This window comes from Acidovorax cavernicola (assembly GCF_003581445.1).
In genome coordinates, this window is record NZ_QXMN01000007.1 from 45,367 (window position 1) to 56,711 (window position 11,345).

Annotated in this window: 12 protein-coding genes; 7 read left to right on the forward strand and 5 right to left on the reverse strand. The window is 69.0% G+C overall.

Translation table 11 applies throughout. The annotated features are described in order from the left end of the window. Positions 1 to 61 precede the first annotated feature (61 nt). Entirely contained in the window at positions 62 to 1,144 is a 1,083-nt protein-coding gene (gene gtdA, locus D3H34_RS08640; RefSeq protein ID WP_119553041.1) for a gentisate 1,2-dioxygenase, read from the reverse strand. A gap of 121 nt (positions 1,145 to 1,265) precedes the next feature. Here gtdA and D3H34_RS08645 point away from each other — a divergent pair, with 121 nt between their 5' ends. The 6 genes from D3H34_RS08645 to D3H34_RS08670 all read left to right on the forward strand — a co-directional run bounded on the left by D3H34_RS08645 (position 1,266) and on the right by D3H34_RS08670 (position 5,283). Continuing rightward, positions 1,266 to 2,162 carry a LysR family transcriptional regulator gene (locus D3H34_RS08645; protein WP_119553042.1) on the forward strand — a complete coding sequence of 299 codons (897 nt, stop codon included), beginning with the start codon at positions 1,266 to 1,268 and terminating at the stop codon, positions 2,160 to 2,162. A gap of 83 nt (positions 2,163 to 2,245) precedes the next feature. After that, entirely contained in the window at positions 2,246 to 2,695 is a 450-nt protein-coding gene (locus D3H34_RS08650) for an acyl-CoA thioesterase (protein WP_119553043.1), read from the forward strand. A gap of 87 nt (positions 2,696 to 2,782) precedes the next feature. Further along, positions 2,783 to 3,259 carry a phasin family protein gene (locus tag D3H34_RS08655; RefSeq protein ID WP_119553044.1) on the forward strand — a complete coding sequence of 159 codons (477 nt, stop codon included), beginning with the start codon at positions 2,783 to 2,785 and terminating at the stop codon, positions 3,257 to 3,259. Positions 3,260 to 3,386: 127 nt separating this feature from the next. Continuing rightward, positions 3,387 to 4,094 carry a TetR/AcrR family transcriptional regulator gene (locus D3H34_RS08660; protein WP_119553045.1) on the forward strand — a complete coding sequence of 236 codons (708 nt, stop codon included), beginning with the start codon at positions 3,387 to 3,389 and terminating at the stop codon, positions 4,092 to 4,094. 7 nt (positions 4,095 to 4,101) lie between these two features. Continuing rightward, positions 4,102 to 4,947: a tetratricopeptide repeat protein gene (locus D3H34_RS08665; protein ID WP_205736696.1), complete on the forward strand. Its 846-nt coding sequence runs from the start codon at positions 4,102 to 4,104 to the stop codon at positions 4,945 to 4,947. A gap of 78 nt (positions 4,948 to 5,025) precedes the next feature. Next, a complete protein-coding gene (locus D3H34_RS08670) occupies positions 5,026 to 5,283 on the forward strand; it encodes an acyl-CoA-binding protein (RefSeq protein ID WP_119553046.1) in 258 nt (85 codons plus the stop codon). Positions 5,284 to 5,296: 13 nt separating this feature from the next. On the opposite strand, the gene D3H34_RS08675 is transcribed toward D3H34_RS08670, so the two are convergent. From D3H34_RS08675 to D3H34_RS08690, 4 genes are read right to left on the reverse strand one after another with little or no spacing between them, the layout of a single operon-like run. Further along, positions 5,297 to 6,538, reverse strand: coding sequence for a CaiB/BaiF CoA transferase family protein (locus D3H34_RS08675; protein WP_119553047.1), 1,242 nt, complete (start codon positions 6,536 to 6,538; stop codon positions 5,297 to 5,299). Positions 6,539 to 6,568: 30 nt separating this feature from the next. Continuing rightward, positions 6,569 to 6,883 carry a polyhydroxyalkanoic acid system family protein gene (locus tag D3H34_RS08680; RefSeq protein ID WP_119553048.1) on the reverse strand — a complete coding sequence of 105 codons (315 nt, stop codon included), beginning with the start codon at positions 6,881 to 6,883 and terminating at the stop codon, positions 6,569 to 6,571. Continuing rightward, positions 6,876 to 8,009, reverse strand: a complete 1,134-nt coding sequence (locus tag D3H34_RS08685; protein WP_119553049.1) for an aminopeptidase — start codon at positions 8,007 to 8,009, stop codon at positions 6,876 to 6,878. Before D3H34_RS08685 ends, D3H34_RS08680 begins: the two co-directional genes overlap by 8 nt. Continuing rightward, positions 8,006 to 10,066 (reverse strand): molybdopterin-containing oxidoreductase family protein, encoded by a 2,061-nt coding sequence (locus D3H34_RS08690; protein WP_119553050.1) that lies wholly within the window; start codon positions 10,064 to 10,066, stop codon positions 8,006 to 8,008. The genes D3H34_RS08685 and D3H34_RS08690 overlap by 4 nt, the downstream gene beginning before the upstream one ends. A gap of 58 nt (positions 10,067 to 10,124) precedes the next feature. Here D3H34_RS08690 and D3H34_RS08695 point away from each other — a divergent pair, with 58 nt between their 5' ends. Continuing rightward, positions 10,125 to 11,258: an ABC transporter substrate-binding protein gene (locus D3H34_RS08695; protein ID WP_119553146.1), complete on the forward strand. Its 1,134-nt coding sequence runs from the start codon at positions 10,125 to 10,127 to the stop codon at positions 11,256 to 11,258. Positions 11,259 to 11,345 lie beyond the last annotated feature (87 nt).

The following is an 11,345-nucleotide window of genomic DNA, read 5'->3' on the forward strand; positions in this document are numbered from 1 at the left end:
CTGCCGCGTGGGGCGGCACATCAGACAGACAAGAAAAAGAAGAAGGAAGGTCGCCGGGCTGTCAGGCGTCTTCGAGGAAGGCCTCGCGCAGGATGCCCATGGCCTGCTGCACGGGGCGGTCGGAGAAGCTGAAGAGCACGCTGTCCTCGGCGGGCGACGACAGCCGCAGCGGCGCCCACGAGGGCACGACGAAGGTGTCGCGCGGACCGAAGTCGAAGCGCTGGCCGGCGATCTCGGCCGTGCCGTGGCCTTCCACCACGCTGTAGACGGTGCCGTCGGTGGCGCGGTGCGTCTTGCCGGCAAAGCCCTTGGGCAGCAATTGCAGCTGCGTCGAGATGGTCGGCATCGGCGAGCCGCCGGTCAGCGGGTTGATGTAGCGCAGCTTGTGGCCGAGCCAGGCGTCGGGCGCTTCCTGCACCTGCAGCTGAGCCAGGGCCTCGCGGCTGCGCAGGTAGGGGTAGTTGAAGATCGGCGAGGTGGACGAGGTGTGGTCGTGGCGCACCGGCACCATGTTGTGGCCGAAGCGCGCCAGGCTGTGGCCTTCGGGCCGCGCCACATGCTGCACCTTGGCGTCGTCGTTCTCGGCGAAGCCGGCGTCGAAGAAGCGCAGCATCGGAATGTCCAGGCCATCGAGCCACACGACCGGCTCGGTCACGCCGCCGATGCCTTCGTTGCCGTGGTCGTGCCAGGCCCACGAAGGCGTGATGATGAAGTCGCCCGGGTGCATCGTCGTGCGTTCGCCGCCCACGGTGGTGTAGGCGCCCTTGCCGTCCACGATGAAGCGCAGCGCCGACTGCACGTGGCGGTGCGAGGGCGCGACCTCGCCCGGCATGATGAGCTGCAGGCCCGCATAGATCGACTGCGTGATCGACGCATTGCCCGGCAGCGCCGGGTTCTCCAGCACCAGCACGCGGCGCACGGCCTCCTCGGCGGTGATGAGGTCGGCCGACTCCATCAGCAGCGGGCGGATCTCGTCGTAGCGCCACAGCGCCGGCACGCAGGGGCTCTGCGGCTCGCGCGGCACCAGGGCGTGCAGCGACTCCCACAGCGGCGAGAGGTTCAGCGGGCGGATGCGGGCGTAGTAGTCGCGGCGTTCGGCGGCATTGGCCGGTGCGGCGGCGGCGATGGAAGGGGCGGGATTCATGGGTGGTGTGTCTCCGGGTCGCGCATTGTTGAGCTCCCCCACTATTTCCTCAAGACCGAGAGCCAATACACGGAATTAGAAATTTCGATAATGGTGTCTTTCGCCTTCACCGGAACGCCCCATGTCCAAGCTCGATCTCGAATGGCTCGCCGTGTTCGACGAGGTCTACAAGACCGGCAACGTCACCAAGGCCGCCGAGCGCCTGGGCATGGCGCAGGCGGCGGCCAGCACGGCGCTGAACAAGCTGCGCGCGCACTTCGACGACCGCCTGTTCACCCGCACCGCGCAGGGCATGCAGCCCACGCCGCACGCCGAGCGCATCTACCCCAACCTGCGCGAGGCGCTGGCGCAGCTCGCGCAGGCGCAGGGCAACCGCAGCAGCTTCGAGCCGGCCCGTGCGCAGCGGCGCTTTCGCATCTGCATGACCGACATCAGCGAGGTGGTGCTGCTGCCCGGCCTGCTCGATCACCTGCGCCACGCGGCGCCGGGCGTGCACATCGAGACCGAGATCATCTCCACCCACAGCGGCCGCCGGCTGCAGGACGGTGACGTCGACCTGGCCGTGGGCTTCATGCCGCAGCTGGACGCGGGCTTCTACCAGCAGGTGCTGTTCATGCAGAACTTCGTCTGCCTGGCGGCGCAGAACCATCCGCGCATCGGCGCCAAGCTCTCGCGCAAGCGCTTCGAGGAAGAGGCGCACGCGGTGGTGTCCAGCTCGGGCACGGGGCACGCTATCGTCGACACGACCATCGCGCGCCTGGGCCTGAAGCGCAACGTGGTGGTGCGGCTGTCGAGCTTCCTGAGCGTGGCGCGCATCGTGGCCCACACCGAGCTGATCGTGGTGGTGCCGCGCATCCTGGGCAACGTGCTGGCCACGCAGGAGCCGGTGAAGGTGCTGGCCCCGCCCTTCACGCTGCCGGCCTACGCCGTCAAGCAGCACTGGCACGAGCGCTTCCATGCCGACCCGGGCAACGCCTGGCTGCGCCGCACGCTGGCGCAGCTGTTCAGTGGCAGCTGATAGCTGATTGACAGCTGGAAACCGGCCGCCCGCTCGCATAATCGCGGTCCCCCATCCACAGCCCACAGAACAAAAGGCGCCCCATGTCTTCCATCACCCTCCGGTTCCTGGCCGAACCCAGCACCGTCAACTTCGGCGGCAAGGTCCACGGCGGCACGGTCATGAAGTGGATCGACGAGGCCGGCTACGCCTGCGCCACCAGCTGGGCCAAGCGCTACTGCGTCACCGCCTTCATCGGCAGCATCCGCTTTCACCGGCCGATCATGATCGGCGACCTGGTCGAGGTCGAGGCGCGCCTGGCCTACACCGGCAAGACCAGCATGAACATCTCGGTCGAGGTGCGCAGCGGCGACATGAAGGGCGGCGTGATGGAAAAGACCACCGAATGCCTCATCGTCTTCGTCTCCGTCGATTCGCACGGCCGGCCGCTGCCGGTGGAGGCCTTCGTCCCCGCCACGCCCGGCGAAATGGCCCTGGCCGACCGGGCCAAGTCGCACCTGGACGCCAGCCGCGCAGCGGGCGGCACGCCCTGATCCTGCCCGGGGAGATAGGCGGCGCGCCCTAACCACGGGGCGCCCGGGCGGCTAGAGTCGTGCGATTGCCCCAAAGGAACACACCGCATGGCCACCTCCAAAGACGACAAGACCGACAACTCCTCCGACCGCATCAAGGACTCCGCCCAGCAGATCTGGCTGGCCGGCCTCGGCGCCTTCGCCAAGATGCAGCAGGAAGGCAGCAAGGCCTTCGAGGCGCTGGTCAAGGACGGCGCCGGCATGCAGAAGAAGACCCAGCAGGCCGCCGAAGAGACCCTGGCCCAGGCCCAGCAGCGCATGGCCGGCTTCGCCAGCGAGTTCGGCACCAAGGCCGCCGGTCAGTGGGGCAAGCTCGAGAACATCTTCGAAGACCGCGTGGCGCGCGCGCTCGAAAAGCTCGGCGTGCCCTCGGCCGCCGACGTGGCCGCGCTGCAGGCGCGCATCGAGACGCTCGAAGCCCAGCTCAAGCAGCGCGATGCCAAGACCTCGCCCGTGCGCGCCACGCGCAAGACCGCGACGGCCCCCGCGGCCAAGAAGACCCTGCGCCGCACCAAGGCCGGCTGACATCGTTCTGTAATTGCGGCACTGCACAAAAATTAAGCGCCGCAAAACATGTCCCGCACCGTTCATGGTGCAGCGCACATGCGCTAGAGTGCCCCCAGAAACCAAGAGAAACAACGGGGGCACCGACATGGCAAAGAAGGCGCCACGCCGCACTGCACAGCGCATCCTCGAAGCCGCACTGGATTTGTTCAACCGCTTCGGGGAACCGAACGTCTCCACCACGTTGGTGGCCGGCGAGCTGAACATCAGCCCCGGCAATCTCTACTACCACTACCCCGCCAAGGAAGAGCTGATCAACAAGCTCTACGAAGGCTACGAAGCCGAGCTCCACGAGCTGCTGCACGCCAGCGAAGGCGTGCACGACGTGGAGGACGCGTGGTTCTTCATGCACAGCCTGTTCGAGCTGATCTGGCGCTACCGCTTTCTCTACCGCGACCTCAACGACCTGCTGAGCAAGAACCGGCACCTGGAGACCCAGTTCCAGCTCGTGCTCAAGCACAAGGTGCGCGCCATCCGCCAGCTGATCGCGGGCCTCAGCCGCGCCGGCCACCTGGACATCGACGCGCACGAGGTCGACACGCTGGCCCAGAGCATGGTCGTGGTGCTGACCTACTGGCTCAGCTACGAGTACGTACGCAACCCGCGCCAGGCGCTGGAGCCCGCGCATGCCCAAGGCGCGCTGATGCGCGGCGGCCACCACACGCTGCACCTGCTCGCGCCCTACCTCGCACGCGACCAGCGCCGGCATCTGCTGTCGCTGAGCAATGCCTACAACGGCGAAAACGCCGCCAGCCCCTCCAGCCACGTGCCTCCGACGGTCGATATGGCGGCCTAGAACATCCATGCCCCACTCCGATTTCAAACCGCTCTCGCTGCTGTCCGCCAGCCCCGCTGCCGCCACCGGAACCGGCGCCGAACCCTGGACACCCCTGCCCTACACCGACGTGCCGCGCTACGACGCGCGCAGCCTGCTCACGCACTGGCCGCGCCTGCACGCCGGCCACGCGCTGCCGCCGCCCGCGGCCGGCGCGCCGCTGGCCGAAGGCTGGGCGCTGTACCACAGTGGCGAATTCGAACGCGCCGCCGCACTCGGCCTGCTGCACGGCCCCGACGGCCTGGCACTCGCCAACCAGGCGACCGCGATCTACGCCAACTACCTGGAGCCGCGCGAGGCCGTGCGGCTGTCCATGTTCCGGCAGGTGATCGAACGTGCCGGCGCGCAGGTCGCGGCCGAGCCCGACAACTGCCAGGCGCTCTACTGGCAGGCCTATGCGCTGGGCCGCTACAGCCAGGGCATCAGCGTGGCGCGCGCGCTGGCGCAAGGCCTGGGCACCAAGCTCAAGGGCGCGCTGGAGCACGTGATCGAACTGCAGCCGGAGCACGGCGATGCGCACCTCGCGCTGGCCGCCTTCCACGCCGAGGTGATCGACAAGGTCGGCGCGCTGGTCGGGCGCATGACGTACGGCGTGCGTGCCGAGACCTCGATCGAGCTGTTCGAGCGCGGGCTGACGCTGCACCCCCATTCGGCGGCCGGGATGATGGAGTACGCCCGTGCGCTGCTGATGCTGCACGGCGAATCGCGCACGGGCGAGGCAAACAAGCTGTACGAGAAGGCGGCGGCGCTGACGCCGGCGGATGCGCGCGAGCGGCTGGATGTCGAACTGGCGCGCGCGGGCCTCACGGACTGAATTGGTACCCCCGGGTACCAACCCATTTAAGATGCGCGGCTCGCATTTGTCTCTTTTTTCAACGAACCGCCGACCGCCATGTCCGATCTGAACGCCCTATTCGAAGCCGCCCAGGCCAACTCCAAGCTGCTGGCCGAGCGCCCCGACAACCCGACGCTGCTGAAGATCTACGCCCTGTTCAAGCAGGCGACCGAAGGCGACAACACCGCCAAGAAACCCAGCTTCAGCGACATCGTCGCGCGCGCCAAGTGGGACGCGTGGACGGCCCAGAAGGGCGCCACCGCCGATGAAGCCAAGCAGAAGTACATCGACCTGATCGAATCCCTCCGGGCCTGATCGGCCACCCCGGCTACCCGACGATCCCGCGCTCCTGCAGCGCGGCGATCTGCTCCGCACTCAAGCCGATCTCCTTCAACACCGCCTCCGTGTCCGCCCCCAGCGCCGGCGCATTGCGTCGGTGGCCGGCCGGCGTGAGCGACAGCTTGGGCACGAAGCCCGGCACGGCGAGCCCGCTGCCGTCGGGCATCTTCACCTCCTGCAGCATGCCGCGCGCGGCGTAGTGCGGGTCGGCCGCGATGTCGGCGATGGTGTAGATGCGCCCGGCCGGCACATGCGCGGCATCGAGCGCGGCCAGCACTTCCGTCACCGTGCGCTGCGCGGCCCAGTCGCCGATGGCGGCGTCGAGCATGTCGACCTGCGCCACGCGCCCCGTGTTGCCCGCCAGCGCCGGGTCGGCCGCGAGGTCGGGCCGGCCGATGCAGGCCATGAGCCGCTTGAAGATGCTGTCGCCGTTGCCCGCGACGATGGCGTAGCCGCCGTCCGCGCAGCGGTAGGCGTTGGTGGGCGCAATGCCCGGCAGCGCGCTGCCGGCCGCCTCGCGCACCGCGCCGAACGCGCCGTACTCGGGCAGGAGGCTTTCCATGCAGTTGAAGACCGCCTCGTACAGCGCGACATCGACCACCTGGCCCCGACCCTTCGGAAACTCGGCGCTCACGGTGGCGTGGCGGTGCTGCATCGCCATCAGCACGCCGATCACGCCGTGCAACGAGGCCAGCGTGTCGCCGATCGACACGCCCACGCGCACCGGCACGCGGCCCGGTTCGCCCGTGAGGTGGCGCAGCCCACCCATGGCTTCGGCCACCACGCCGAAGCCGGGGCGGTCGCGGTAGGGGCCGGTCTGGCCGTAACCGCTGATGCGCAGCATCACGAGCGCGGGGTTGGCGGCCAGCAACTCGTCGGGCCCCAGGCCCCAGCCTTCCATCGCGCCGGGGCGAAAGTTCTCGACCAGCACATCGGCCTCGGCCGCGAGCTGGCGCACGATGGCCTGGGCCTCGGGTTCGCGCAGGTCCAGCGCCAGCGAGCGCTTGTTGCGCGACTGCACCTGCCACCAGACGGAGGTGCCGTCCTTCAGCAGCCGCCAGGTGCGCAGCGGATCGCCCGCGCCGGGCGGCTCGATCTTGACCACGTCGGCGCCGAAGTCGGCCAGCGTGCGCGCCGCGAACGGACCGGCGATCAGTTGCCCGAGTTCGACGACCTTGAGGCCGGCCAGCGGGCCTGCGGCGGGAGAAGGAGAAGAAGAGCTTTGCGTCATGGCGCCGAGTGTGCCCCGGCGCCGCCCGGTTCAGGCGAAGCGGCTGCCGCCCTGCGGCGCCTCGAGCAACTCATCGAGGTTGCGCGCGATCTTCTGTTCGATCTGGCCGCCGAAGCTGCTGAACAGGAAGCCCAGCGTCGCCTCGATCCGGAAGGTGTCGTCCGTGATTTCGAACGTGCCGTCGATGCCCGCGCGGCTGAACTGCGCGACGTCGCCGTCGGCGCCTTCGGTGTAGGTGCATTCGAGGCCGTAGTCCTGCTCGACCTGCTGCACCCATTGGCGCGCGACTTCGCGGGCGCCGGCCATGCCCAGCGTGTGGTTGCGTTCGATGTGGATGTCAGACACCGTGATCTCCGTTGTTGTGCGTGTGCTCGGTGCGATCGAGCCTGGTGTGCAGGATGCCGGTGGCCGCCTGCAGCGCGCTGCGGCGCTCGGCGTCGGTCGGCAGCGCGGCGATGCGCCGGACCTCAGTGTAAAAGCGCGGCCAGTCGCGGCCCTGGCGCTCGAAGAGCTGCTCGAAGCTGGGCACCAGGTCGTCGTAGGCGCCCTGCGCACCGAAGGCCGCGTTGTTGGCACGCGCCACCCAGCCGTCGTAGGCGTTCTGGCGCGGGCCGGTCCAGGCCGTCTTCAGCGTGGCGTAGCGGTTGCGGAAGTCGGCCATGGCGGCCTGCTTCAGGGCCTCGACCTTCGTCCAGTCTTTCGCCTTGGCCTCGGGCGATTCGTACACCTGCGTGAGCGCGCGTCGCGTGTTCAGGGCGAGCGCGCGAAAGTCCTGCCGCTGCGCGTCGAACTGCGCGTACTCGCGACGCGCCGCCTCCCCGGCTTCGCGCTGCAGCCACATCGCACCGCCGATGCGTTCGACCGCGGTGGCGTACGACTCGTTGAACACGGTGTCGCCCGACACGTAGAGCACCTGGTGCGCCAGCTCGTGGAACACGATGCGCGCCAGCTCGCCCTCGGGGTAGCCGATGAAGGTGGACAGCAGCGGATCGCCGCCGGCCCAGTTCATCCAGCCGAGCGTGGAATACGCCGGCACGGGGTACACCGCCACTTCGAGGCCGTGGGTCTTCTGCACCTCGGCTTCGGCCTTGGCGGCGGCTTCGTCGTAGTAGCCGCGGTAGCCCACGCAGCCGGCCACCGGGAAGCACCAGCTCTTGAGCGTGAGCGAGTACGGCGGCGCGGCGACCACGTTCCACACGGCGGCGGCGCGGTGCAGGTCGGCGTACGAGGTGTAGCTGCGGTTGTCGGGCAGGCCGAGTTCGCTGGACGCGAAACGGCGGATGCGCTGCGCGAGTTCGAGCTTGGCCTTCAGCGCCGCCGAGGTTGACGGGTCGGCCAGCCAGTCGGGCACGGGCTTGGCCGCGCGCAGGATGCCCAGGTGGCCGTTGGCCGATTGCCAGTAGTAGCCGAGGTCGGCGCAGCCCGTGAGGCCGAGCGTGCCGGCCAGGGCCAACGCGGCCAGCCCCCTCACGCGCGCTCGACCTGCACCAGGCAGTCGTAGAAGGTCGGGCCCCGGCCGATGTCGGTCAGGCGCTGGCTGGTCAGCTCGTTGACGTTGGTGCCGTCCATGCCGAGTTTGCGCCACCAGATGCCCATGCCGTGCACCACACCGCGGCGTGCGCGGCGCGACACCTCGGCGCGGCAGCGGTGCTCGCCGCGCTGGTTGAACACGCGCACCGTGGCGCCGTCCTCGATGCCGCGCGCGGCGGCGTCGTCGGCGTGGATCTCCAGCAGCGGCTCGACCTCGATGGCGCGCAGGCTCGTCACGTTGACGAAGGTCGAGTTGAGGAAGTTGCGCGCGGGCGGCGAGATCATGGCCAGCGGAAACTCGGTCGAGCTGCCGGCCGGCTCCCAGTTGGGCACGTGGTCGGGCAGGCCGTCGATGCCCATGGCCTGCAGGCGATCGCTGAAGAATTCGCAGCGGCCCGAGGGCGTGGGGAATTTGCCTGCCGCGAACGGCGCCTCGGCCAGTTTCAGGCTGGTGAAGCCCTGCGCGCGCAGTTGCTCGAAGTCGATCGCGTTGTCGGCGAAGGCCGTACGGCACAGCGACTCGTCGCTCTCGGCAAAGCAGGGCTCGTCGAAGCCCATGCGGCGCGCCAGCTCGCGGAACACCCAGGCGTTGCTGCGGGCCTCGCCGCGCGGCGCGACGGCCGGCTGGTTCAGCAGCACGTCGGTGTGGCCGTAGCTGCAGTGGATGTCCCAGTGTTCGAGCTGCGTGGTGGCCGGCAGCAGGTAGTCGGCGTAGTCGGCGGTGTCGGTGCGGAACTGCTCCAGCACCACCGTGAAGAGATCTTCGCGCGCGAAGCCCGCCGCCACCTTGGCCGACTCGGGCGCCACCGCGACCGGGTTGCTGTTGTAGACCACCACGGCTTTCACCGGCTTGGCGGTGCCGAGCAGCGCATCGCCGATGGTGCTCATGTTGATGATGCGCGGCTTGCGCCCGGCCAGCAGGTCGGGGCGCTGCAGCGCGGCGCGGTCGACCGGGTAGTGGCCCGAGCTGCTGAGCAGCAAGCCGCCCGCGCGGTCGCGCCAGGCGCCGACCAGCGCCGGCAGGCAGGCGATGGCGCGCGCCGCGTTGCCGCCGCCGCGCACGCGCTGCATGCCGTAGTTCAGGCGGATCGCAGCCGGCTTCGTGGTGCCGTAGGCCTTGGCGAGGGAGACGATCTGTTCCTCGGGAATGCCGCAGACCTCGGCCGCGCGCGACGGCGGCCACTGCAGCGCGCGTTCGCGCAGCTGTTCCCAGCCCAGCGTGTGGTTCGCGATGTAGTCGTGGTCGAGCCAGTCGTGCACGATGAGCTCGTGCATGAGGGCCAACGCCAGCGCGGCGTCGGTGCCGGGCAGCAGCGCGATGTGCTCGTCGCACTTGTCGGCGGTTTCGGTCTTGCGCGGGTCGATGCACACCAGCCGCGCGCCGGCGCGCTTGGCGGCCTGGGCGTGGCGCCAGAAGTGCAGGTTGCTGGCGATGGAGTTGCTGCCCCAGATCAGGATCAGCTTGGCTTCGGCGAAGAACTCGATGCGCATGCCGACCTTGGCGCCCAGCGTGTAGACCATCGCTTCGCCGCCCGCCATCGAGCAGATGGTGCGGTCCAGCAGCGAGGCGCCGAGCTTGTGGAAGAAGCGCCGGTCCATCGATTCGCCCTGCACGAGGCCCATGGTGCCCGCATAGCTGTAGGGGAGAATTGCTTCCGGCTCGGCCTGCAATCCCCGAAGATGCGCGGCGATGTCGTCCAATGCCGTCTCCCACGAGACGGGCTCGAAGCGGCCGCTGCCCTTGGGGCCGACGCGCTTCAGGGGCTGCACCAGCCGCTCGGCATGGTCATTGCGTTCGATGTACCGGGACACCTTCGTGCACAGCACGCCGCCGGTGTGCGAGTGGGCGGAGTTGCCCTGCAGCTTCACCGCCACGCCGTCCTTGACGGTGGTGACGAGGGCGCAGGTGTCGGGGCAATCGTGCGGGCAGGCGCCGAGCACTGTGGAGGGTGCGGTGGCGTCTGGCGTGTCGGGGAGGGAATCCGTTGCGTGGGCCATCGGACAAGTCTAGTTTGAGTATCAACACACAGAGAAGAGGGAGGATTTCACCATGACGATGCATCTGAATCGCAGGCATTTTTCGATCGCCACGGCCGCCGCCGCGACGCTGGGCGGCTTCGGCATCGCCCGGGCGCAAAGCGACACGCCGCTGGTGCTGGGCCAGTCGGCACCCTTCACGGGGCCGGCCGCCCAACTGGGCATCCAGTTCCACCAGGGCGCCAAGCTGTTCCTGGACCAGTACAACGCCCAGCCGGGCCAGCGCGACGTGGTCATCAAGAACCTCGACGACGGCTACGAGCCCGACCGTTGCGCGGCCAATACGCAGAAGCTCATCGGCGAAGACGTGTTCGCGCTCTTCGGCTACATCGGCACGCCGACCAGCCTGGCCGCACTGCCGCTGGCGGTGAAGGACAAGGTGCCGTTCATCGCGCCGTTCACGGGCGCGATGTCGCTGCGCGAGCCTTTTCACCGCAACGTGTTCCATCTGCGCGCTTCGTACAACGACGAGACGGCATTGATGGTGAAACAGCTCACCCACCTGGGCATGAAGAAGATCGCGGTCTTCTACCAGAACGATGCCTACGGCAAGGCCGGGCTCGACGGCGTGACACTGGCCCTGGCCCAGCAGGAACTCAAGCCCGTGGCGCTGGCCACGGTGGAGCGCAACTCGGCCGACGTGGCCGCGGCGGTGAAGACGATCATGGCGAGCCAGCCGGCCGCGGTGGTCCAGGTCGGCGCCTACAAGGCCTGTGCGGCGTTCATCCGCGAGATGCGCAAGGCGGGCTACGGCGGCGTGTTCTTCAACCTCTCGTTCGTGGGCACGCAGGCGCTGGCGGACGAGCTGGGCAAGGAGGCCGCAGGCGTGATGGTCACGCAGGTGGTGCCGTCGCCCTACAACCCGGCCAACACCCTGGCGCGCGAGTTCACCGAGGCGGTGCGCAAGGCGGGCGGCAACGCGAGCGCCAATTTCTCGAGCATGGAAGGCTACCTGGCCGCCAAGGTGCTGACCGAGGGGCTGCGCCGCGCGCCGGGCGGCAAGGGCACGCGCGACGGGTTGATCGCGGGGCTGGAAAGCATCGAGCGCCAGCAGTTCGGCGGCTTCGAGGTGTCGTTCTCGCCGAAGAGCCATGTGGCTTCACGGTTTGTCGAGCTGTCGATGCTGACGGCGGACGGGCGGGTCAGGACCTGAAGTTCTTTCGTGGGATACCGCGGAACCGGCTTTGCCGGGCCGCAGGTATTGCCCCCTTGAGGGGGTTGGCGCAGCGACACGAAGTGC